Raw genomic sequence first — 23,533 nt, 5'->3', positions numbered from 1 at the left:
GGCAGTAGAAGTCCCGCTCATGCCCATCACCAAGACCCTCGGGTTCAGCGCGATCGCGATCCTCGTCATGGCCTCCGGCTGCACTGCGACAGGCGGAGTGGCACTGCGCGCGGATGGCACCCCGGGACCGCAGGACTGTTCGGCGGAAGCGAAACAGATCATGCGAGCCCTCCGGCTTCATGTCGGAGATACCGCGCTGGTGGAGCTCGACGCGAACCAGATCAAGTCGCGTCGCATCACGCTCTACGACGGGCCCGTCGAGAGCATCCTGAAGAGCGACTTCGGCACGCTCGAAGCGACGACCCGCCTGTATGGGCAGGTCTGGACGAGCGGTCCGCAGGTCGTCATCCGTTGGTACGAGGCCCACCCTCCGGACAGCGAAAAGCTGCCGATTTGCGCGGTGGCCCGGCTCAGCGAGGACCAGATGAGGAAGGAGCCCGAGTCGAAGCCGGGCACCGCCATCCTCGAAGGCTCTGTCGCGGCCGCTTACGTCGTAGATGCCTTCCGGTGAGACCTCTACGGGCTTTCTGAGCCCCGCCCCGCTTTGGGCAGTGCGTCAAGTCCTTGGGTCACTGCGCGGCAACACCGAAACATTCGTACCGGTAGACGACGACCCTGTAGCCCACGGTCGTGCCTGTCGAGGTGGGCATCGCATTGCACGTGCACTGCTGCGTGCCGACCAACTGGGTACGGGTGGAGTTCTTGTAGTACTCGATGAGGTAGTCCTGACTGCAGGCCATGAGCTGCGTCGTGTCCTGCGGCTCCTCGACTTCGGGCCCCTCCTGCTCGACTTCGACACCACCGCACCCCATCAGCATCCCAGCGCTCATCACCGCGACGACAAATCCTCGCATATGCCCTCCCGTCTTCATGGTTAATGAAGGATGCCATGGATGGCATGAATTCCAAACACGAGAGCGTCCATCAGGAATCGAACGTCAAAAAGCGCATCGCGTCTTCCCGCTCGGTCCACCAGACGACCCGGACGTCGGGGCAGTCCCGCGCTCCTCGGACGTGGGCTCAGAACTTCTCGAAGACGGCGATCAGGCGGCTCGCGACGAGCTCACTGTCGAGGTCACGGTCGATGCTGACCCTGACCACGTAGCCCTGAACGGCCGTGATGACGGCGTCGGAAATCTCGTCCGCGGCAGTGTCCGGAGGCCTCGTTCTTGCGCGCGCGGGCTCCTGACACCAGGGCAGCAACGCTGTCCGCACGAGTGCGCGCAACTCGTTCACACTGTCCCGGGCGATCTCTTCAAGCTCACCGTCCCGAGGACCCTCCGCCCATATCTGGAGGAGGGTCTGCGCGTGCACCCTGTCACTCCTCGACCGCAGCAAGTGCGCGAGGACGCTGGCAGGAGTGCGCTCCGAGGGCAGCTCGTCGCTCAGGGCTGCGACCACCTCGCTCAGAGCGGCCGAGGCCGCGAAGCGCAAGAGCGCGGCCTTGCTCGGGAAGTGCGAGTAGACCGAGCCGGCGGAGGAGCCCGCCTCGCTGATGATGTCCGCCATCGAGGTGCTGGCGAAGCCCTGACGAGCAAAGCACCGCATGGCAGCCGCCGCGATGCTCTCGCGCCGCCGCTGCCTCGAACCCTCGCTCAGCTTGGGCATGACCGAAGACTAGTCACACACACGGCCCCCTTGCCAAACAGAATGAACGTTCTGTATGCTGGCGATGCCGGGTGCGCGGACATCCCTGTTCGGAGCCCGAAGGACGAGGACCGACACGGAGCCGGCCCCTGGATGAAGCGACAAGAGGAGATCGTCATGAGCGATGACCCGAAGGTGTTCGTACCGTCCCAGCCGCTGAAGCCGGGCGCCAGGTACGGCGTCTTGAGTGGGTTCGATCCAGGCACCCGAACCCTGCCGGCCGGCTTCCAGATCGCGCCCCCGTTCCGGTCGGTGCCGGTCGAAGTCATCCTCGAGAAGGACGTTGCCGTCACCTTGAGGGACGGTGTGACGATCTACGTCGATGTGCTTCGCCCTGCCGGAACGCAGAAGGTGCCGGTCATCGTGGCATGGAGCCCGTACGGGAAGGGCCAGGGGACCTCCCCGAGCGTGATGGGCATCTTCAAGATGGTCGGGCTCGACAACGGGATCGTGTCGGGTCTGGAGAAGTTCGAGGGGCCGGACCCGGCGTACTGGTGCGCGCAGGGCTACGCGATCTGCAATCCGGACATCCGGGGGGTGGGCGACTGCGACGGGGACAGCGTCATCTGGGATCGCCAGGAGGGACGCGACTGTTACGACCTGATCGAGTGGCTGGCCGTCCAGGAGTGGTGCACCGGCAAGGTCGCGATGAGCGGGACGTCCTATCTCGCGGTGTCGCAGTGGTTCACCGCCGCTGAACAGCCCCCGCACCTCGCGGCGATCAACCCGTGGGAGGGCGTCAGCGACGTCTACCGGGACCTCGTCCTGCGCGGCGGCATGCCCGACACCGGGTTCGCGAGGCAGCTGCAGGACCACAGCTACTGGGGCAAGGGGCGCAAGGAGGACATCCTCGCGGAGGCCGAGCGGTATCCCCTCATGGCCGACCTGTGGGAGGACAAGATCCCGCGCTTCGACCGGATCACCGTTCCGGCCTACGTCGTGGCCAGCTACTCGAACACCCTGCACACGGCAGGCACGTTCCGCGCCTGGCGCCGGATGGCCTCGAAGGAGAAGTGGCTCCGCATCCACAACTCCCAGGAGTGGCCCGACTACTACGACGAGGCGAACAGGGAGGAGCTGCGCCGCTTCTTCGACCGCTACCTGAAGGGCGAGGACAACGGGTGGGAGCAGACGCCGCGCGTCCGGTACTCCGTGCTCGATCTCGAAGGCGGCGACCAGGTCCGGGTCGGTGCGGACGAGTTCCCCCCGAAGGACGTCACGCCGACGAAGTACTACCTCGACGGCCGCTCGCGCGCCTTGACCACGACAGCACCGACCGAGGAAGCGACGGCGGTCTACGACGTGAGCTCCAACCCGGATGCGGTGTCGTTCATCACGCGCTTCGACCAGGAGACCCTCCTGGTCGGCTACCCGAAGGCGCACCTCTGGGTCGAAGCACGCGGCTCGGACGACATGGACCTCTTCGTCCTCGTCCAGAAGCTCGATGCGTACGGCACGCCCCTGCAGCAGTTCACCGTGCCCAACCAGAGCGCGCTGGTGCAGGACGTCACCGAACGCGGCGCCTCGATCCTGCGGTACAAGGGATCGGACGGACGCCTGCGCGTCTCCCTGCGCCACCTGGACGAGACGCTGTCGACCGATGCCGTGCCCGCCCACAGCTTCGACAGGATCGAGAAGCTCTCACCCGGGGAGGTCGTCGAGGTCGAGATCGATCTGCTCCCGATCGGCCTCGCGTTCCACCCCGGCGAACAGCTCCGCTTCGTCATCAGCGGCAGGAGCCTTCTGGGAACGATGATGCCCGCGATCCGCGAGTACACCCCTGCCAACAGCGGACAGCACGTCGTCCACACCGGCGGCAAGCACGCCTCCTACCTGCAGCTGCCCGTCCAGGCGAGGCGTCAAGCAATGGCAGTCGAAGGACAAGCGACCCAACGAGAGACGACGGCTTTTGCGGTCGAACTCGTGTCAGGGCCCACCGCAGCGGGCGGGGTCGATGACTTCGAACTCGTCTTCGCTCGCCGGGCGCTCGCCCGGCTCAAGGCCCTCATCGGGCGTCAGGGCCTGATGGACCTCCTGGCCAAGGACATCGAAGAAGGCAACGCGTTCCTCCGCGAAAGGGCCAAGGCCTCCGCCGGGAAGTTCACCTCCGGAACCACCGTGCTGGCTGTTCGAGGCCTCAAGGCAGCGCAGTTCGTGCATTGGCTCGAGAACAGCTTCAGTGACGAGAACGTCCTCCTGGCGGGCGAACCGGAACACTACGTGATCGCCCCCAACCCGGATTCCACGGTGACGATCGTCGAGAATCTCGGCCCCCATGTCTGCCGTGTCGTGCTGCCAGGCTTCGACACGGCCCCGAGCTGGGCCACGGAGGTACGCAACGAACTGTTGCCCGAGTCCGACTATCCGTTCCGCAGGCTCGGCGCCATGCACCTGGCGGACGGCACGGTGGTTGGACGGGTGCTGACCCAGTTCGGCGACACCGATGAAGGCTTCAACGCGAACCTGACCTGCTACTTCCCTGCCGCCTGCCCAGAGCACATCCTCGAGCAACACCGCCAGCACCTCGCCGTTGAGTTCAGGAACTGGATCGTCGCCGCTGCCAGAGCGCGGCGTTGAAGCACGGGCAGCGGACCGAATCACCGGTCGTCACAGGCACGGCAGGGCGAAGTGGAACGTCGAGCCGTGCTCCACTTCGCTCTCCACCCAGATGCGGCCGCCGTGGCGCTCGATGATGTCGCGGCAGATGTAGAGCCCCAGGCCCAGGCCTCCGAAGCCGGAGATGGGCGCGTTCCTCGCGCGGAAGAAGCGCTCGAAGAGATGCGCCTGCTCCTCCTTCGGAATGCCGATGCCCTCGTCCTTCACGGAGACGCACGCCTCCGGACCCATGCGCCGCGCCGTGACGCGGACCGTGCCGCCGGTGGGGCTGTACTTGAAGGCGTTCTCCACCAGGTTCATCAGCACCTGCGCGAGCCGGGCGCGGTCTCCCATGATGACGAGCGGCTCGTCGGGCGCCTCGAACCGGAGTGAGTGGAGGGAGCTCGTGCCGCGGACGTCCGAGAGGATCTCGCGGATGAACTCCCGCAGCGGGATGGGCTCCGTCGTGAGCTCCAGCTTCCCGGCCTGGATTCGCGAGGTGTCGAGCAGATCATTGACGAGCAACGACAGCCGCGCGAGCTGGGCGAGCGCCTTGTCCACGTGGCGCGGGGCCACGACGTGCCCGGCGTCCGCCTGGCCCTTCAGCATCTGGAGATGCAGCTTGAGGGGGGTCAGCGGCGTCTTCAGTTCGTGGGCGGCGATGGACATGAAGTCATCCCGGATGCGGATGGCCTCCTCGGCCTCGCGCAGCAGGCGGTCGCGCTCGGCCTGGGCGCGGTACTCCTCCGTGATTTCGGCCACCACCGCACCCACGCCCAGGATGGTGCCGCTTGCCGTCCGCACGGGGTAGTAGCTGACGTTCCAGTGCCGCTGCTCGCCCGGGGTGGAGGGTACCTCTCCCGTCATGTTGAAGCCGATGACGGGGGTTCCCTCTTCCAGGACGTGCCGCATCAGGGGCTCGATGATGGGCGCCAGATCGGGCGTCATCTCCCACACCGTCCTGCCAAGCTCCTCCTCGCGGCGCCGGCCGTGGAGCGCGGCCAGTGCGTCGTTGATGCGCAGGCAGCGCAGGTCCCGCCCCATGAAGCCCAGGGCGACGGGCGCGTGATTGAGGAAGGTGTCGAGCACGGCGAAGGACTCCTCCAGCCGCTCACGCGCTTCGTGCTCGGCGGCGAACAGCCGCCCCTGTTCCGCCAGTGCCTGGCGCTCGGCCGTCACCTCCCGGTAGCTCCAGATGCGGCCGATGATGGCATCGCCCAGCAGTTGCGGAATGGACCTGCACTCGAACACCCGGCCGTCGGTGAGCTCGACGATGTAGCTGCGGTACTCGAAGGAGGGCTCGAAGCCCTGGCGGATGAAGGCGATGAACCGCTCGGGGGCCGTCAGCCGTGGCCCCACGCTCGCGAGTGCCTTCTCCGCGTCCCGCTCCTCCATCATCGCGTCCGTGAGGCCCCACATCTCCTGGAAACGCTTGTTGAAGGCGGTGATTCGCCGGGCCAGGTCCACGACGATGACGCCGTCGGTGATCGAGTCGAACGTGGCGCGCAGCAGCGAGGTCTGGTGCTCCAGGTGCTCCCGCGCCCTGCGCTCCTCGGCGGCGCCCGGGCAGAACGCCTGCGGCTCCCTCGCGGCCTCCGGTCTGGGCTGCCCGGACTTCCGGAGGCGGGCACAGGCGCCGAGCTGCGTCCCGTCCTCGCCGAAGACGGGCACCACCACCGCGCTCAGCCGCTGCTCCTGCCCGCCGTCCTCACACACCCCATCCCTACCGGTGAGGGCCTCGTCGAGCGCGTGCCGGAGCCAGGGCAGGCCGCCGAGCACCTCCTTCGCGGAGTGGCCGACGGGAGGGCCGCTCCGCCACCCGGCGGCGCCGGCCAGCACCGGGTCCATCCAGACAATCCGCTCCTGGCTGTCCACGACCAGCGCGGCATGGAGGCTCGCCCCCACCTGGAGCAGCAGCTCGACCGGCGAAGGGCGGGAGGTGGGCGTGGCCCGCGAGTGAGCAAGGCCCTCCCATGGCGCCGGCCCTGCACCCCTGTCACCCTTCATTCCGGCCACCTCCCTCCGGCGTCGCGGGTCGGTCTGCCCGATGAAGGAAACATGCGCAGCGGGTCGGCCTGACGCTCGCGCCAGGCGGGCAGCGCACCCCTCGGGTCCACTCCGCGCATCCTGGCCGCGTGGAGCTCTTCTCGCGCTGGTGCGAATGCGTGAAACGGCGGCCGGCTTCCGCCCTCACCGAGGACAGAAAAATGCCCTGTCTCCACGGACTTGGGAGACAGGGCAGCGACCCCGACAGGAATCGAACCTGTGGCCTACGGTTTAGGAAACCGTCGCTCTATCCAACTGAGCTACGGGGTCAGGACGGTGCGCTTTATAGCAGGCGTCCGGACGCGCGCAACGCGCGTGAGGTTCCTCGGCCGGCGGGGTGTCCGCCGGGCTACGCCGGCCCCTTGGGCTGCTTGGGCCAGAAGACGTGGAAGGTCGCCCCGGCCCCCAGCTCGGACTCGATGGCCACGCGCCCTCCCCGGGTCTCCACGATCTTCTTCACCAGGGAGAGGCCGATCCCCGTCCCCTCCACCTTGTCGCGCGCCTCCAGCGTCTGGAAGATGCCCCAGATGCGGTCGTGGAACCTGGGGTCGATTCCAGGCCCGTTGTCCTTCAGGCTGAAGTCGTGGAACGCCCCCGCGTCCGCGCAGGCAATCTCGATGCGCGCGTCCGCCCTCCCCGCGTGCTTGAGCGCGTTGCTCATCAAGTTCAGGAACACCTGCTGCAACGGCACCCGCTCCGCCTGGAGCGTGGGCATGCCTCCTCCAATGACGATGCTCGCCTCCGGTGGCGGCGCGAGCAGGTCCCGGCTCTCCGCGAGCAGCGCGCCCACGTCCACCGTCTCCACCTTCTCCCGCATGCGGCTGGCCCGCGAGTAGCTCAGGATGCCGTTGATCAACGCCTCCAGCCGGTGCACGCGCCCCCGCAGGAGCCGCATCTGGTTGCGCGTCTCGTCGTTCATCTTGTCCGCGAGCCCCTCCTCGATCCACTCCGACAGGCTCGCGATGCCTCGCAGCGGCGCCTTGAGATCGTGCGACGCGACGTAGGCGAACTGGTCCAGGTCCTGGTTCGTCGCCTCCAACTCCTGCGTGAGCCGCTCGGAGCGCTGGCGGGCACGCACCTGCTCGCTCACCTCGAAGGCGATGACCGCGATGCCCTCGACCGTCCGGGTCGCGTCGTAGATGGGCTGGTAGATGAAGTTGAAGTAGCAGTCCTCCAACCGGCCCTGGCGCAGGAGCGGCACCCGGAGCTCATCCCCGTAGAACGGCTCGCCCCCGGAGTACACCCGGTCGAGCAGCGGCACGATGAGCTCCTGCAGCTCCGGCAGCGCCTCCCGCAGGGGCTTGCCCACGACGTCGCGATCCCCGATGAGCTGCAGGTAGCGCGGGTTCGCGAACTCGAAGACGTGATCGCTCCCGCGCAGGACGCAGATGCCCGCCGGGGCCTGCAGGAAGAGCGTCTCCAGCCGGGAGCGCTGCCGCTCGGCCTCGGCGAGCGCCGCCTGCTCCCGCACCAGCAGCTCCGTCCGCTCGTCCTCGACGCGCTTGCGCTCGATGCCCACCCCGATGGAGTTGGCGACGGAGGCCAGCAGGCGCAGCGTCTCCGCGTCGAGCACACTCCTGGAGAACAGCGCCATCACGCCCGACAGCTTGCCGTCCACGATGAGCGGGTAGCCCACGAACGAGCGCATCCCCTCGCGCGCCGCCCAGGCCTTGTCCCCCACGCGTGAGTCGTTCAGCACGTCGTTGGTGAGGTGCGGCTGGCGCGTCTGGGCGATGAGGCCGATCTTCAGCGCCCCCACGGGCACCCGGCTGTGCGCGCCGTCGATGTGGGTGTACAGCCCGGCGCTCGCCCGCAGCTCGAGCACGTCCTGGGTCGGGTCCAGCACCCAGATGCGCGCGAACGCCGCGTCCAGATGCCTCACGATGGCCTCACAGCACCGCCGGAGCTGGTCATGCAGCGACGCGGAGCTGGTCAGCGCCGCGCCCACGTCCGCCCCGAGCTGCGCGCGGCGGGTGCCATACCGGGTCTCTTCGTAGACCCGCGCGCTGGAGATCGCCGTCGCGACGTGGCCGGCCGCGAGGTCGAAGAAGTCCCGGTAGGCCTCGTCCAACGCACGGCGCGGGCTGACCCCCATCACCAGGAACCCCTGGAGCGCGTTCTCTCCCGAGCGGAACAGCGGGTGCACGACCGCCTCGCGCGACGGCTCGGGCCACTCCCCTCCGGGCCAGGTGCCGAGCGGCTCGGACCAGGGCACGCGCGCGGGCTGGTGCGTCCGCGCGACCTCGGCGAAGGGCCACGCGCCCCCTTCCTGGAGCTTGATGCGCTCGGGGCTCGCCGGCCCCCCGGGATCGAGACCCAGCGTGGCCGCGAGGTGAGCCTCCGGTTCGTCCGGCGAGAGCAGGTACAGCAGCGCGAACGACACGTCCTTGCGGCCCCCGGCGAGCGTCTTCAGCGATTGCTCGCACGCGTCCTTCACCGTGGCCGTGGGCGCCTCGGCCGTCTGCGCCCCCAGGCCGCGCAGAAGCCGGAGCCTCCGCTCGCTGATCAACCGCGCGGTGGTCTCCGCGCAGGCGCAGAAGATGCCCCCAACGCTCCCATCCTCGCTCCAGAGCGGCGCATACGAGAACGTGAAGTAGGTCTCCTCCACGTAGCCGTTGCGCGTCAGCATCAACGGGAAGTCCTCCGACCACGTGGCCTTGCCCGTGTCGCGCACGCTGTCGAGCATCGGGCCGATGACGTCCCAGATCTCCCCCCAGCACTCGCGCCCGGGACGTCCCAGGAACTGCGGGTGCTTGTGCGCGCCGAGGATGGGCCGGTACGCGTCGTTGTAGAGGCGCGCGTATTCGGGCCCCCACCAGATCTCGATGGGGTGCCGCGACGACAGGCAGATGCTGACCGCCGTCCGCAGGCTCTGCGGCCAGTGCTCCACGGGTCCCACCGGGCAGCCGGCCCAGTCGAACTCCCGCATGCGCTGAGCCATCTCCCCTTCCCCCGCGAGGAAGGGCACGTCGGAGGAAGTCGTCCCGAGACGAGCGATTGCGTTGGGTTTCATGCTCATGTCAGGGCATCTCCACGAGCGTCCAATACTTGTTGAGGGTGGCCATGACCTCCACGAAGTTGATGAAGGTCACGGGCTTGAGCAGGTAGCCCGCCACGTTCAGGTTGTACGCGTCGATCTTGTCGCGCTCGTTGGCGGATGTCGTGAGCACCACCACGGAGATGGTGCGCAGCTCGGGGTCCGCGCGCAGCGCGCGCAGGAACTCGATGCCGTTCATCTTGGGCAGGTTGAGGTCCAGCAGCACCAGCCGGCGCCCCTCGGGCACCGCGCCGTTGCGCAGCATCTCCAGCCCCTCCAGCCCGTTGGTGGCGACATAGAGCGGGTTGGCGATGTGGTTCTTCAGGAAGGCGCGGCGGACGTTCATCACGTCCACCTCGTCGTCTTCGATGAGGAGGATGTGCAATGACTTGTCGCCGGACATGGCCGCGGTCATGGAGCCTTTCGAGCCGGGGTGGCATCGAGTCTCGAAAGGAGCCCGAGCGCCCCCGCTTCTAGCGTTCTCATTGGGGCTGATAGCATCGGCCTGCCCGTGCCTGTTTCCTTCCCGACACGCGCTTCCAGGCAGCCGCTCGGCCGTACCCAATGTCTTGAGGCACCTCGCATGGCGGCTGTATGGCGATGGAGGCGCCCTGGCGCGCCGCCCCCTCCCATGGACGACGCCCAGAAGACGAAGGAAGAGCTCCTCGATGAGGTCCGGGGCCTGCGCAAGGCGCTGCAACAGAACCACGCCGATCTGGATCAGTTCGCCTATGTGGCCAGCCACGACCTCAAGGCGCCCCTGCGCGGCATCTCCAACCTGTCGCAGTGGCTGGAGGAGGACCTGGGGCCGAACCTGGGCCCGGAGTCGGCCCGGCAGCTGGTGCTGCTGCGCGGCCGCGTGCAGCGGATGGAGGCCATGCTCGACGGCCTCCTGGACTACAGCCGCGCGGGCCGCGTCCGGTACACGCCGGAACAGGTGCGGGTCGACCTGCTGATCCACGAGGCGCTGGAGCAGCTCTCCCCCGGCGCCTCCGCGCGGATCGAGGTCGCCTCCGGGATGCCGGTCTTCACCACCGAGCGACTCCCGCTCCAGCAGGTCTTCGTGAACCTCCTGTCCAACGCCTTGAAGCACGCGCAGCGCGACGATGTCCGGGTGCGGGTGGAGGTGGAGGACGCGCCGGGCTTCCACCACTTCCGCGTCGCGGACAACGGCCCGGGCATCGCGGCCCGGTACCACGAGAAGATCTGGAACCCGTTCCAGACGCTCGTCGCCCGCGACAAGGTGGAGGGCGCGGGCATGGGGCTGTGCGTGGTGAAGAAGCTCGTCGAAGGCCGGGGCGGCCAGGCCTGGGTCGAGTCCGCCGAGGACGAGGGCGCGACCTTCCATTTCACGTGGCCCCGCTCCGAGACCTCCCTCGCGTGAGTGTTCCTTCAGTCCCTTCATCCCCCAGGGAAGTCCCCACCATGAACGAGCCCCTCAAGCTGCTTCTCGTCGATGACGACGAGGTCGACCGGCTCAGGGTCCAGCGGCTGCTGCACACGGCCGGGCTCACGGCGGAGGTCGTGGAGGCCACCAGCGGCAGCGAGGCGCTGGGGCACCTGGAGACGCAGTCCTTCGACGCCATCCTCCTGGACTTCCTGCTGCCGGGCGAGGACGGGTTCCAGGTGCTGCGCGAGCTGGGAGCCAAGGCCCCGCGCTCCCCCATCATCGTCCTCACGGGCCAGGGGAGCGAGCAGACGGCCGTCGAGCTGATGAAGGCCGGCGCGTCCGACTACATCTCCAAGGCGAAGCTGTCCGCCGAGCGCCTGGAGCAGAGCCTGCGTCAGGCCCTGCGGCTGCACCTGGCGGAGCAGCAGCACCGCGCGCTCGCCGAGGCCCTGCCCCAGATCGTCTGGACGGCCGGCCCCGACGGACGCCCCGACTACTTCAACCGGCGCTGGTACGACTACACCGGCCTGCCCCACTGGCCCTCTCCGGAGGGAGGCGCGAGGGAGGAGCAGCTCCTGCGCGGCGTGATCCACTCCGACGACATCCCGGCCTGCCTCGGCCGTTGGAGCGAGAGCCGCCAGGCGGGTGCGCCCTTCGAGTGCGAGGGCCGCATCCGGCGCCACGCGGACGGGGCGTACCGCTGGCACCTCATCCAGGCGCTGCCGCTGCGCAACGCGCACGGCCGCATCCTCCAGTGGCTGGGCACGTGCACCGACATCGATGATCAGAAGCGCGCGTCGGAGACGCTGAGCTTCCTGTCGGAGGCGAGCACCATGCTCACCGCCTCGCTGGAGATGTCCGTCACGCTGGAGCGGCTCTCCGCGCTCATCGTCCCCCGGCTGGGAGACTGGTGCGCCGTCTACCTCCTGGAGGACAACGGGCCCGCCCGCCAGGTGATGTTCGCGCACGCGGATCCCTCGCAGGTGCCGCGGCTGCGCGAGCTGCACCGCGCCTTCCCACCGCCCTCCACCGCCCTCCACGGCTACCCCCGCGTGCTGCGCACGGGCGAGGCGGAGCTGGTGCCCGAGCTCACCGACGCGATGGTGCAGGAGGCGCTGGGCCCCCTGGAGGAGCCGGGCGACGCGCAGCTGCGGCCGGGGTCGTGGATCGTCGTTCCGCTGTGGGCCCAGCGGCGAATCTTCGGGGCGCTGAAGGTGTGCACCCTGCGGCCCGGCCGCCGCTACACCGCGCGCGACCTGGAGCTCGTGCAGGAGCTGGCGCGGCGGGCGGAGATCGCCATCGACAACGCGCGGCTGTTCGAGATGGCCAAGGCCGAACACCTCGTCGCGGAGCAGGCCAACCGCGCCAAGGACGAGTTCCTCGCGGCGGTGTCGCACGAGCTGCGCACGCCGCTGATGGCCATGCTGGGCTGGACGCGGATGCTGCGCTCGGGACAGCTCCCCCCGGAGAAGCACGCCCGCGCCCTGGAGGCGGTGGAGCGCAACACCCAGGTGCAGACCCAGCTCATCGAGGACCTGCTCGACGTGTCGCGGATCATCACCGGCAAGCTGCGGCTGGAGATCCGCTCGGTGAATCCCGGCGAGTGCATCGAGGCGGCGCTGGACTCGGTGCGCCACGCGGCCGACGCGAAGGGCGTGACGCTGCGCTCCGAGCTGGCCCCGGACGTGGACCCCATCCACGGCGACGCGGACCGGCTCCAGCAGATGGTCTGGAACCTGCTCTCCAACGCCATCAAGTTCACGCCCAAGGGCGGAGAGGTCGTCGTGCGCCTGCGGCGGGCGGAGGGCTGCGTCCTCATCGAGGTGGAGGACAACGGCCAGGGCATCGCCCGGAGCTACCTGTCGCAGATCTTCGAGCGCTTCTGGCAGGTCGACGGGAGCACCACCCGCAAGCACGGGGGACTGGGGCTGGGGCTGGCCATCGTGCGGCACCTCACCGAGCTGCACGGAGGCTCCATCGAGGCCTTCAGCGAGGGCGAGGGCCACGGCACGCGCTTCAGCCTGAAGCTGCCGCTGGCGACGGACGCGCAGGGCAAGGCGAGCCCGCCCCCCTTCCTGGCCACGGCGCGCCTGGAGACGCCCGTGCTGCCGGTGCCCGTCCTCAAGGGGCTCCAAGTGCTGGTGGTGGACGACGAACCCGATGCCCGGGAGCTGCTCACCGTGGTGCTGGAGAGCCGGGGCGCCCAGGTCTTCACCGCGGCCAGCGCCAGGGAGGGCCTGGAGAAGCTGCGCCTCTTCCGTCCCCAGGTCGTCCTCTCCGACATCGGGATGCCCGGCGAGGACGGCTACTCCCTCATCCGCAGGCTGCGCGCCCTGCCCCCGGACCAGGGAGGGCAGACGCCGGCCATCGCGCTCACGGCCTTCGCGCGCATGGAGGACCGCACCCGCGCGCTGCTCGCGGGCTTCCAGATGCACGTGCCCAAGCCCATCGAGCCCGCGGAGCTGATCATCGTCCTCGCCTCGCTCACCGGGCGCCACCCCCAGGTGGAGGAGCGCGCGCGCGGCAGCCTGGCCTAGGCAGGCGCCCGCGAGGTGCACCGCGCCATCTTCTGGAACAGGACCTCCGCGTCGAAGGGCTTGCCGATGAAGTCGGTGAAGCCAGACTCCAGGATGCGGCTCTCCTGCCAGGCTCGCGCGGAGGCGGAGATGGCGATGACGGGCAGCTTGCGCAGCCGCTCGTCCGGGGACTGCCGGATGACCTTCAGCGCATCGAAGCCGCCCAGCTCCGGCATGTGCAGGTCCATCAGCACGAGGTCGTAGACGCGCTCGCGCAGGCGCTCCACGGCCTGCTGCCCGTTCTTGACGGCGTCGAACACGACGCCCCAGAGCTCGAACCAGCGGGCAACGACGTAGGTGTTGACCTCGCTGTCCTCGACCACGAGCACCCGCAGGCCCCGCAGCGCCTGCGCGGGCGACGCGCGGCCAGACGCCGTGCCCGGGGCCTCCACCCCGACCTTCAGGCGCAGGTCGAAGGAGAAGCGGGTCCCCTTCCCCACCTCGCTCGCGACGACCATCTTGCTGCCGTGCAGCTCCAGCAACTTGCGGCTGATGGAGAGGCCCAGGCCCGTGCCTCCGTACTTCATCCCGATGTCGTAGTTCGCCTGCGTGTACTCCTCGAAGATGGCGGCGATGCGGTCCTGGGAGATGCCAATCCCCGTGTCGCTCACCTGGAAGCCCAGGTCGCACGCGTCGCCGTCCCGGGAGCGGACGACGACGGAGACCGTGACGCCGCCCTTCTCCGTGAACTTGAGGGCGTTGCTCACGAGGTTCGTGAGGATCTGCCCCAGCTTGACCGGATCCCCCACGAGACAGGAGGGGAGCTGCTCGTCGAGCTCCACCTGGAGCAGGAGCTTCTTCTCCTCGGCCCGGGCGGCCTGGCCGTTCACGATGCCGCTGATGAGCTCGCGGGGATCGAACTCGCGCTGCTCCAGGGTGAGCTTGCCTGCCTCGATCTTGCTCCAGTCGAGGATGTCGTTGACCATCGCGAGCAGGTTGCTGGAGGACGAGCCGAGGATGCGCAGGTACTTCACCTGCTTGTCCGTCAGCGTCGTCATCCCCAGCAGCCGGGTGGCGGCGGTGATGGCGTTGAGCGGGTTGCGGATCTCGTGGCTGAGGGTCGCCAGGAGGCTCGCCTTGGACTGCGCCAGCTGCTCCGCCTGCCTGCGGGCCTGCAGCAGCTCCCGCTCGTAGCGCTTGCGGTCCGTCATGTTGAAGACGGTGGTCCGGACGGAGCGGGGCCTGCCCTGCGCATCCCGCATCTGCACGGAGTTGATCAGGGCCGGGAGCGGACGGCCATTGGCGCACACCAGGTCCAGGGAGAGCTCGCGGACGAACCCCTGCATCTGGAGGAGCGGCGCGTAGTGCGTCTCATGGAAGATGCGGCCCGCGACCGCGAGCAGATCCCGGAACCGCTTGTGGCCGACGAGGGCCTCGCGCGAGTGGCCCGTCCACGTGAGGAAGGTCTGGTTGACCCGGACGATGATCCCCTCGGGGGTCGTCGAGAGGTAGCCGCACGGAGCGTTCTCGTAGAGGTCCTCCGCCGACTCCTCGAACGGCGCCTCCGCGGATCCGGTGTCCTCCGTGTCATCCGGCATCGTCGCGCTCAGGCACTCAGATAGGCCTTCATGGCGGCGACGGTTTCCCCGGGAGCGCTCAGGTTCGGGCAGTGGCCGGTGGCCTTCATGTACACCAGCTCGGCGGCGGGCAGGTGCCGGCACACGTACTCGCCCACCACCTCCGACGCGATGACGTCATTCGAACACTGGAGCACCAGGGACGGTGTCTTGACCTTCGGCAGGTCGGCCCGGTGGTCGGAGAGGAAGGTCACGTGCGCGAAGTGCTTCGCGATCTCCGGGTCCGTGCGGCAGAAGCTGTTCGTGAGCTCCGAGCCCAGCTCCGGCCGCTCCGGGTTGCCCATGATGACGGGCGCCATCGTGCTGGACCAGCCCAGGTAGTTGTCGTCGAGCGACTCCAGCAGCTGCTCGATGTCCTCTCGCGAGAAGCCGCCGACGTAGCCCTCGTCGTCGATGTAGCAGGGCGACGGCCCAACGAGCACGAGCCTGTCGAAGCGCTCCGGCTCCTGGATGGCCGCGAGCACGCCGACCATCGCGCTCACGGAGTGCCCGACGAAGACCACCTTCTCCAGCCGCAGCTCGCGGCAGAGCTCCAGGACGTCCTGGGCGTAGCCCGCCAGCGTTGCGTACTTCGTGCGATCATAGGCGGTGATGTCCGACCCGCCAGCCCCCACATGGTCGAAGAGCACGGTGCGGTAGTCCCGCTCGAACTCGGGGGCGACGAAGCGCCACATGTTCTGATCGCAGCCGAAGCCATGGGAGAAGACCATGGCCCGGGCGCCCTGCCCCTTCACCTTGACGTTGTTCCGGGTGAGCACACCCATGTGCGACTCCTGCGGTGAAGGGAGGGTTGGCGGCCACTCCTATGAGTACCGAAGTTCATTGTTCCTTCCACGAATTTCTGGATCGTCCCCGGGTCCTGCCTGGCAGGTGACACCGTGCGTCCGGGTTGCGGTGGGCCCGCTTGTACGCCCCCGCGCGAATTGCGGGAGGGATGGCGGTGCCTACGTTTTCTGGGACCTACGAACCAGGAGCGGTGAATGGCTTCGACACAGACCGTGCAGACGAAGGAATCACCCAGGACCGGTTGGGGAACCAAGACCCGGAAGGAGCCGGGGGTGCTCATCGAGGATCACGCGCTCCTGGGAGATCTGTATACGGCAGCGCTCGTGGCCCGGGACGGGTCCATCGACTTTCTCTGCCTCCCGGATTTCGACTCGGACGCGTGCTTCACGTCGCTGCTGGGAACAGCCGACAACGGGCGGTGGAAGATTGCTCCGAAGGCGACCGTGCGCGACGTGAAACGGCGCTACCGCGGCAAGACCCTCATCGTGGAAACGGAGTTCGTGACGGACGAGGGCACGGTGCGCCTGGTGGACTTCATGCCCATTCGCAAGGGCACCCCCCACCTGGTGCGGTGGGTGGAGGGAGTCCAGGGCACGGTGACGGTGCGCTCCGAGCTGCGGCCCCGGTTCGCCAACGGCTCCACCGTCCCCGCGGTGCGCAAGACAGACCATGCCTCCGCCGCCATCGCCGGTCCGGACGCCCTCTATCTGCGAGGCGCGGTCGGTGAGGCGCCACCTGAGTTCGAGTCGGAGTTCAAGGTTCAAGCCGGCCAGCGGATTCCCTTCGTGCTCTCCTGGGCCCGGCCCTACGCGGAGATCCCCGAGCCGCTCGACCCGGAGGTCGCCCTGCGTGAGACGCAGTCGTTCTGGGAGGACTGGGCCTCGAAGCTCCGCCTGCCCTCCGAGTACAAGGACGTGGTCCTCCGCTCGCTGCTCACCCTCAAGGCGTGCACCTTCCATCCGTCGGGGGCGCTGGTCGCCGCGCCCACCTTCGGGCTCCCGGAGACTCCGGGCGGGGAGCGCAACTGGGACTACCGGTTCTGCTGGATTCGCGACTCGGTCCTGACGTTGAACGCGCTCATGCGCGCCGACCTCACGGACGAGGCGGATGCGTTCGGCACCTGGCTGGAGAACGCCGTCGGAGGCGCCCCGGACCAGCTGCAGATCATGTATGGCATCCGGGGCAAGCGGCACCTCACCGAGATCACGCTGGACTGGCTGCAAGGTTATGAAGGGGCTCGGCCCGTGCGGACCGGGAACGGGGCCTACACGCAGTTCCAGCTCGACGTCCTCGGCGAGTTCGCCGCGGTCCTCTTCATCCATGCGCAACTGATTGGCAAGCTGCCAGAGCGCGGCCAGAAGGTCCTCAAGCGCCTCGCGACCCGGGTGTCCGAGGTCTGGACGCAGCAAGACCATGGCATCTGGGAGATGCGGGGTCCGAAGCACGACTTCACCGCCTCCAAGGTGGCGGCGTGGACCACCATCGATCGCTGGGTGCAAGCCATCGAGCTGTACGGCCTGAAGGAGGACAAGGCGCCGTGGGTGAAGCTGCGGCAGGCCATCTTCGACGAGGTGTGCAGCAAGGGCTTCGACGCCAAACGCAACACGTTCACGCAGTACTACGGCTCGAAGGGCGTGGATGCGAGCCTGCTCTTCATCCCGCTCTCCGGGTTCCTCCCGGCGGATGATCCCCGCGTCGTCGGAACGGTGCGGGCCATCGAGCAGGAGCTGATGCCGGAGGGGCTGGTGCTGCGCTACCTGACGGAGGACAGCGTCGACGGGCTCTCCGGCGAAGAGGGCGCCTTCCTCGCCTGCTCCTTCTGGCTCGCGAACACCTACCAGCTCATGGGGCGGCAGGAGGACGCGCGGCGGCTCTTCGACAAGCTGGTGGGGCTCTGCAACGACGTGGGCCTGCTCGCCGAGGAGTACCTGCCCAAGGAGCGCCGGCAGATCGGCAACTTCCCCCAGGCGTTCAGCCACCTGGCGCTCGTGAACTGCGCCTACAGCCTCGCCGAGGGATACAAGCCCCCGATGATGCATTAGCGGACCGGCGCGAGCCTCCAGCAGGGAGCATGGCGCCCGCGGCGTGCTCCCTGCGCACGGCCGCGGCGACCGGGGGAGCGTTGAGTTGAAGCCCTCCGGGCCCATGGCCACGCTTGGCGAAGGCACTCAACCGTGGAGGGAGGGGCGGATGGCGGGCACCGGGGCACTGCCTCGCGAGCAGGTGCGGCCAGGCGGCGCCCCGAAGCGGGCGAGGCGTTGGCATGAGACCCGCCGGCTCCGCGACTGGGTCGTGAGGAGCGATTGGCTGCTGCCCGCGCTCGCGGCGCTGCTGGGGGGCGTGCTGGGCGTGATGCTGGTGGACCCGCCTCCCGGCTCGGTGTGGGCGCTCGGCGGCCTGGCGTGGCGGGGCACCCCCAGGGAGGCGCGGACCCTCCTGTCGTCGGTGCTGGGCACCGCGATCACCTCGCTGAGCATCATCCTGTCGCTGTCCATGCTGGTGGCGCAGAACCTGGGTGCGCAGTACTCGCCACGCCTGCTGCGCATCTACCAGCGCGACGCGGGCATCCGGATCGTCATCCCGGTGTTCATCGTCACCTGCGTCTACTGCGTGGTGGCGGTGCAGCGGTTCGGCCTGGTTCCCGGCGATCAGGAGCGGCCGCGCCCGGCGGCCAGCATGGCCATCTTCCTGCTCATCGCGTGTGGAGCGGCGCTGGTGTTCCAGGTGCTGCACACGCTCCAGCTCATGCGCGTGGAGAACCTGGTGCGGACGGTGGCGAACATCACGCTGCACGCGGCGCGCGGGCTTCACCGGCGCCGCATGTCCGACGCGCCCCCGGTCGCGCCACCGCCGCCCTCCACGCACGCCCTGCCGTTGAGGGCCCCGGCGAACGGCTTCGTCGTGGACGTGGACGGGGTGGCACTGCTGGCGCGGGCGGAGGCGCGGAGGCTCGTGGTGCACGTGGACGTCGCCATTGGCGAGCCGGTGCTGCGGGGTGCCCCCATCGGGCGGGTGGAGCCGGAGAGCGTCGGGCTCCTGCGGCCGGCAGACGAGCCCGAGTCGCTCGTGAGCGCGATCGCGCTGGACCGCTGGAGGGACCAGGACGCGGACGTGGCCCTGGGCCTGCGGCAGCTCGTGGACATCGCGATCAAGGCGCTGTCGCCGGGCATCAACGATCCGTACACGGCCGTGGAGTCCCTGGATCAGCTCACCTTCGTCCTGTGCGGGCTGGCCCACCTGCGGCTGGGCCCGCGCGTGCTGGCGGATGGGGACGGGCGGGCGCGTGTCTTCCTGCGCGCGCCCGAGCTGCGCGACTACCTGCACCTCGCCACGGAGCAGATCACCCGCTACGGCGCCGCGGAGCCCGTGGTGGTGCTGCGGCTGCTGCGGCTGGTGGGCGCGGTGGGGCAGTGCGCACGGCATCCGGCGGACCGGCAGGCCGCGCACGCCACCCTGCGGCGCATCCTCGCCGAAGCGGAGCGGGCGCAAGCGGACTCGCCCCTGCTGGAGCCGCAGCGGCGCTACGCCCGGGAGATGGAGCGTGCACTGGACGGAGCCCCGCTCCCTCCCCTGCCAGGCCTCGAGTTCTGATTCGGCCTTGAAGTCACCGGGCGAATCATCAACATTGGCAGCTGGCATTCACGCCCCCTCTCATGCTCGAGCGCCCCATGTACCTGAAGCCCGATGTCGCCATCGAGCCGCTGTTCAATCAGTGGTACGTCTGGTGGTACCTGCTGTCGCCCGCGACGGCGCCCCTGTTCGTCTCGCGCCTGCACCTGAAGTTGATGCAGTCGTTCGTCGCGAACCCGGACGTGCACGTCGCCGCGCTCCAGAACCCGGCGCTGATGGGCGGCCCCTTCATCAACCACCCCGTCTCCCGCGTGGCGGACGTGAAGGCGCTGCTCGACCGCACCACCCGGGACCACGCGGACATGCTGGCCTACACCAAGGCCCTGGCGGACCTGGAGCAGCTGCTCGCCAGCTCCAAGGGTGAGTCCCTGGAGCCGCTCTACGCGAAGGTGCCGGAGATGCTGCGCGGCTACGTGGAGCTCACGTACGACCTGGCCCACCGCGCCAACGCCCGCATCCTGGAGCCCCTGCTCTACCGCAGCAGCCTCTACAAGGAGTCGTCGCAGAGCGTCTCGCTGATGCGCGTCAACGGCGACTCGCGCAAGTACGTCTTCAGCACCCCGCGGCTCGAAGGCGACACGCCCCTGTGGCTCCAGGTGCCCTTCCGCCACGAGGGCCTGGACGCGCTCTTCCGCATGCGCCACACGCCGGGCAGCCCCGGCCAGGTGGCGGAGATGCTGGGCGTGCCGGCCTCCGCGGCGGACGCGTTCGCGGACCTCTTCACGGACGTCGCCCCGCGCAAGCCGGAGCCCTACACCGGCCCGGGCGTGCGCGTGCGCTACTTCGGCCACGCGTGCGTGCTGATGGAGACGCGCGAGGTGTCCATCCTCACCGACCCCGTCATCAGCTACGAGTTCCCCACGCAGCAGGCGCGCTTCACGCACGCCGACCTGCCGGAGAAGATCGACTACGTCCTCATCACCCACGGCCACGCCGACCACCTGATGATGGAGACGCTGCTGCAGCTGCGTCACCGCATCGGCACCATCGTCGTGCCGCGCGCCAACGCGTTCTCGCTGGCGGATCCGTCGCTGCGCCTGATGCTGGAGAAGACGGGCTTCCGCAACGTGGTGGAGATCGACGACCTGCAGGAGATCCGCATCCCCGGCGGGTCGCTGATGGGCATCCCCTTCATCGGCGAGCACAGCGACCTGAGCGTGCAGGCGAAGACGGCGCACCTCGTGCGCCTGGGCGGCCGCGCCATGCTGATGGCCGCGGACTCCAACGCGCTGGAGCCCCGGCTGTACCAGCACCTGACGGAGCTCGTGGGCAACCTGGACGCGCTCTACCTGGGCATGGAGTGCGAGGGCGGCCCGATGAGCTGGATGTACGGCCCGCTGCTCAGCCAGCCCCTGCCGCGCAAGATGGACCAGTCGCGGCGGCTCAACGGCTCCGACTCCGCGCGCGCCACGGAGATCCTCAACCACCTGAAGCCGAAGGAGGCCTTCGTCTACGCGATGGGCCAGGAGCCCTGGCTGCGCCACGTCATGGTGCTCCAGTACGACGAGACGGCGCCGCAGATGATCGAATCGAACAAGTTCATCGAGGTCTGCCGTGGCCGGAACATTCCCGCCTCGCGGCCCTTCCTCCAGATGGAGCGCATCCTGGAGTAGCGGGTGACCCGGTGGGCCGTCCGCGCACCGGTGATTCAGGAGGTCGGGGTTTGGTATGGATGCGCCCCCATGGCTCCCCGTCCCCCCACCTCCCGTCCCGTCTTGAGAGCGGTGCTGAACGCCGCGGTCGCGTTCTTCCTCATGCAGCGAGGTCTGCTGCTGCTGCTGCTCGACACGTTCCGCTGGCTGCGGCTGCGCTACGTGTGGCTGAAGCCCCGGCCGACGGACATCTACATCTCCACGTTCCCCAAGGCGGGGACGACGTGGATGCAGCAGATCGTCTACCAGCTGCTCACGCGGGGCCGGGGGGAGTACGAGCACATCCTCCAGGTCGCGCCGTTCGTGGACATGCTGGCGCTGATGCCCAATGGGGAGCGGCTGCTGGACGGGCTTGCGGAGCCGCGCATCTTGAAGACGCACCTGCGCTACGGCGCGCTCAGGCCGCCCAGGAACAGCCGCATCATCTACGTCACGCGCGCCGCCGCCGACAGCATCCTGTCCCGCTTCCACCACAACTGCCTGATGCACGGCTCGCAGCTGGACTTCGACGGCTTCTTCCGCGAGCAGGTGGGCAACAACGAGTGGGCCAAGCACCTGGCCTCGTGGTGGCCGCACCGCAACGACCCCAACGTGCTGCACATCCGGTACGCGGACCTCATCGCGGACCGGGAGACGTGCCTGCGCCGCATCGGCGCGTTCCTGGGCATCCCCGTGGCGGACGAGGACCTGCCGCTCCTGATGGAGAAGACGGGCTTCGAGCACATGAAGCAGAACGACTTCCGCTTCGACCCGCGGCTCACCATCTACGAGCCGCTGGCGCCGGGCCGGGGCTTCGTCTTCAAGGGCGGCGTGGGCCGGGGCAAGCAGGCCCTCAAGCCGGAGCAGCAGGCCCGGCTGGACGCACGGGTCAACACCGTGCGCCAGAAGCTGGGCATCACCGACGACGCGTTCTGAGGCGCGCTGGGGCCGGCTTCAGCGCTTGCGGCGCTGGAGCCGGCGCAGGCCCTCGAGCAGCGCCTCTCCGTCCGGCGAGCCCAGGCCCGTGCACGCGTTCCACAGGGCGCCTTCGCTCGCGAACCACGCGCCGTTGCCGCCCTGGGTGATGCGGTTGACGACGGGCGCGCCCTCGCTGACCAGCGCGTAGAGGCGGGGGTGGAGGAAGCCCACGCGCTGGCCCAGGGCCTCGTTGAGGCGGACGATGAGCGCGGCCCACATGGGCGCGGCGGCGCTCGTGCCCGCGGCGACTCCGTCCTGGCCCTCGAAGTAGATCTGGTAGCCGGTGTGCAGGTCGGCGTTGGCCGCGACGTCGGGCACGCCGCGCCCGGGGGTGCGCGACACCACCTGGAACACGCCGTCCTCCCACGACGTCGTCACCTGCTCGGGCACGTTCATGCCCTGCTGGTACAGGGGCAGCGCGTTCATGGTGCTCACCCCGCCGCTGCTCGCGCCGGCGGCCACCGACGGGCCCCGGGGGCTCATCGACATGGCCTCGCCCAGGCGGTTCCACACGCGCTCGTGACGGAGGGTGTCGCCCTCGCCTTCCAGCGTCGTGCCGCCGCAGCCCAGCACCAGCGCGCTCGCGGCAGGATAGCTCGTCGCCGCGACCGTGATGGCGCCGGTGGGTGAGCCGCCCTCGGTGGGCACCTGCGAGCCCAGGTCCCCGGAGGCCGCGCACACGGTGATGCCCAGGAGCGCCGCCTCGCGGAAGAGCCGCTCGAAGGCCGCCTCCTCGCCCTTCTGGATGAGCGAGCCCTCGTAGAAGGACCAGCTGGTGGTCAGCACCGACGGCCGGTTCTCCCGGTCGCTGATGGCCGTGGCGAGGACGCGGTGGTAGTCGCTCAGCGAATAGTCCTTCGAGCCCGCGTTGTAGACGACGACGCGCGCCTTCGGAACCGTCGCGGACACCAGCTCCACGTCCATGGTGACCTCCGCGTTGGACGCGACGCTGAAGCCCGGCTTGTTGGGCCCCACGTTCAAAGGCGCCTCCCGCTTCACGCCCAGCTTCGCGAGGTAGGCCTCCAGGTCCGACGGCTTGTAGCCCCCGGCCAGCTCGATGATGCCCACGCACTGGCCCTCGCCCTGCGTCGCGGGGTAGCGGTAGAGGCGCGCCACCTCCTCGGGCGTGTACGAGCGCAGGCCCGCCCGCGCCGCCTGCTTCGCGGGCACGGGCAGGGACGCGGAGCTGTGGGTGACGAGCGGGCGCGTGTCCAGGCCGAACACCCACTCCACGATGTCGCGCAGGGAGCGCGGCAGCGACACGGGCTTCGTGTGGCTGAGAAACGACGCCTTGCCGTGCTGGTAGCGCTTCAGGTCCACGCCGAAGGCCTTCCGGATGGCGGTGGCCGTCCCCGCGAGCCGCACGTGGCCCCGGTCGCGCTGTACGGAGGTGACGCGCAGCACGTGCGCCTTCGCGAAGCGCGTCACGGCGGCCAGGTCCTTCTTCGACGTGCCGTACTTCTCCTCGAACTCCTCGTGCGTGAGCGGGCGGCGCGGAGGCTCCGCGCACAGCTGCTCCACCGTCGGGAGGGGCGCGCCGTGGCGCAGCACCAGGGTGACCTCCACGGAGCCAGAGGGAGCGCTGCTCCGGATGGAGGGGCGCACGGGGATGGGGGAGACACGCTCGCTCTGGGGAAGGG

16 protein-coding genes and 1 tRNA gene are annotated in these 23,533 nt (G+C 69.2%); 8 read left to right on the top strand and 9 right to left on the bottom strand.

Annotated features, from left to right (window positions below):
* Window positions 1–19: 19 nt before the first annotated feature.
* Window positions 20–511, top strand: a complete 492-nt coding sequence (locus D7V93_RS00785) for a serine/threonine protein kinase (protein WP_120641484.1) — start codon at window positions 20–22, stop codon at window positions 509–511.
* 58 nt (window positions 512–569) lie between these two features.
* Here the strand turns inward: D7V93_RS00785 and D7V93_RS00780 are convergent, their stop codons facing one another.
* Entirely contained in the window at window positions 570–854 is a 285-nt protein-coding gene (locus tag D7V93_RS00780) for a hypothetical protein (protein WP_120641483.1), read from the bottom strand.
* A gap of 166 nt (window positions 855–1,020) precedes the next feature.
* The gene (locus tag D7V93_RS00775; RefSeq protein ID WP_120641482.1) at window positions 1,021–1,608 is read right to left on the bottom strand and encodes a TetR/AcrR family transcriptional regulator; all 588 of its coding nucleotides are present in this window, start codon (window positions 1,606–1,608) and stop codon (window positions 1,021–1,023) included.
* A 156-nt stretch (window positions 1,609–1,764) separates the two neighbouring features.
* Between D7V93_RS00775 and D7V93_RS00770 the strand changes: the two genes are divergently transcribed.
* Window positions 1,765–4,224 carry a CocE/NonD family hydrolase gene (locus tag D7V93_RS00770; RefSeq protein ID WP_208722882.1) on the top strand — a complete coding sequence of 820 codons (2,460 nt, stop codon included), beginning with the start codon at window positions 1,765–1,767 and terminating at the stop codon, window positions 4,222–4,224.
* Window positions 4,225–4,254: 30 nt separating this feature from the next.
* Here D7V93_RS00770 and D7V93_RS00765 read toward each other — a convergent pair whose 3' ends face one another.
* From D7V93_RS00765 to D7V93_RS00750, 4 genes are all read right to left on the bottom strand, one after another.
* The gene (locus D7V93_RS00765) at window positions 4,255–6,249 is read right to left on the bottom strand and encodes an ATP-binding protein (RefSeq protein ID WP_244237039.1); all 1,995 of its coding nucleotides are present in this window, start codon (window positions 6,247–6,249) and stop codon (window positions 4,255–4,257) included.
* Between the two features lie 235 nt (window positions 6,250–6,484).
* Window positions 6,485–6,558, bottom strand: a tRNA-Arg gene (locus tag D7V93_RS00760).
* Between the two features lie 79 nt (window positions 6,559–6,637).
* A complete protein-coding gene (locus D7V93_RS00755) occupies window positions 6,638–9,229 on the bottom strand; it encodes a GAF domain-containing protein (RefSeq protein ID WP_158623601.1) in 2,592 nt (863 codons plus the stop codon).
* Between the two features lie 79 nt (window positions 9,230–9,308).
* Window positions 9,309–9,740 carry a response regulator gene (locus tag D7V93_RS00750; RefSeq protein ID WP_244237038.1) on the bottom strand — a complete coding sequence of 144 codons (432 nt, stop codon included), beginning with the start codon at window positions 9,738–9,740 and terminating at the stop codon, window positions 9,309–9,311.
* Between the two features lie 216 nt (window positions 9,741–9,956).
* Between D7V93_RS00750 and D7V93_RS00745 the strand changes: the two genes are divergently transcribed.
* The gene (locus D7V93_RS00745; RefSeq protein WP_158623600.1) at window positions 9,957–10,709 is read left to right on the top strand and encodes a sensor histidine kinase; all 753 of its coding nucleotides are present in this window, start codon (window positions 9,957–9,959) and stop codon (window positions 10,707–10,709) included.
* A 41-nt stretch (window positions 10,710–10,750) separates the two neighbouring features.
* Window positions 10,751–13,252: a response regulator gene (locus D7V93_RS00740; RefSeq protein WP_120641479.1), complete on the top strand. Its 2,502-nt coding sequence runs from the start codon at window positions 10,751–10,753 to the stop codon at window positions 13,250–13,252.
* Here D7V93_RS00740 and D7V93_RS00735 read toward each other — a convergent pair.
* Window positions 13,249–14,829 (bottom strand): PAS domain-containing hybrid sensor histidine kinase/response regulator, encoded by a 1,581-nt coding sequence (locus D7V93_RS00735; RefSeq protein ID WP_120641478.1) that lies wholly within the window; start codon window positions 14,827–14,829, stop codon window positions 13,249–13,251. The two genes, D7V93_RS00740 and D7V93_RS00735, sit on opposite strands and share 4 nt — an antisense overlap.
* 8 nt (window positions 14,830–14,837) lie before the next feature.
* Window positions 14,838–15,632, bottom strand: a complete 795-nt coding sequence (locus D7V93_RS00730) for an alpha/beta fold hydrolase (protein WP_120641477.1) — start codon at window positions 15,630–15,632, stop codon at window positions 14,838–14,840.
* 216 nt (window positions 15,633–15,848) lie between these two features.
* Here D7V93_RS00730 and D7V93_RS00725 point away from each other — a divergent pair, with 216 nt between their 5' ends.
* The 4 genes from D7V93_RS00725 to D7V93_RS00710 all read left to right on the top strand — a co-directional run bounded on the left by D7V93_RS00725 (window position 15,849) and on the right by D7V93_RS00710 (window position 21,851).
* Window positions 15,849–17,696 (top strand): glycoside hydrolase family 15 protein, encoded by a 1,848-nt coding sequence (locus D7V93_RS00725; protein WP_120641476.1) that lies wholly within the window; start codon window positions 15,849–15,851, stop codon window positions 17,694–17,696.
* 250 nt (window positions 17,697–17,946) lie between these two features.
* Window positions 17,947–19,245: a DUF2254 domain-containing protein gene (locus tag D7V93_RS00720; RefSeq protein ID WP_158623599.1), complete on the top strand. Its 1,299-nt coding sequence runs from the start codon at window positions 17,947–17,949 to the stop codon at window positions 19,243–19,245.
* A 62-nt stretch (window positions 19,246–19,307) separates the two neighbouring features.
* Window positions 19,308–20,897, top strand: a complete 1,590-nt coding sequence (locus D7V93_RS00715; protein ID WP_120641474.1) for an MBL fold metallo-hydrolase — start codon at window positions 19,308–19,310, stop codon at window positions 20,895–20,897.
* Window positions 20,898–20,966: 69 nt separating this feature from the next.
* A complete protein-coding gene (locus D7V93_RS00710) occupies window positions 20,967–21,851 on the top strand; it encodes a sulfotransferase domain-containing protein (protein ID WP_120641473.1) in 885 nt (294 codons plus the stop codon).
* Between the two features lie 18 nt (window positions 21,852–21,869).
* On the opposite strand, the gene D7V93_RS00705 is transcribed toward D7V93_RS00710, so the two are convergent.
* Window positions 21,870–23,533, bottom strand: a 1,664-nt coding sequence (locus D7V93_RS00705; protein ID WP_120641472.1) for a S53 family peptidase, incomplete at its 5' end; no start/stop codon positions are given.

The sequence above is a fragment of the Corallococcus llansteffanensis genome (assembly GCF_003612055.1).
GTDB lineage: Bacteria > Myxococcota > Myxococcia > Myxococcales > Myxococcaceae > Corallococcus > Corallococcus llansteffanensis.
This window is presented reverse-complemented; position numbering and strand designations above follow the sequence as displayed.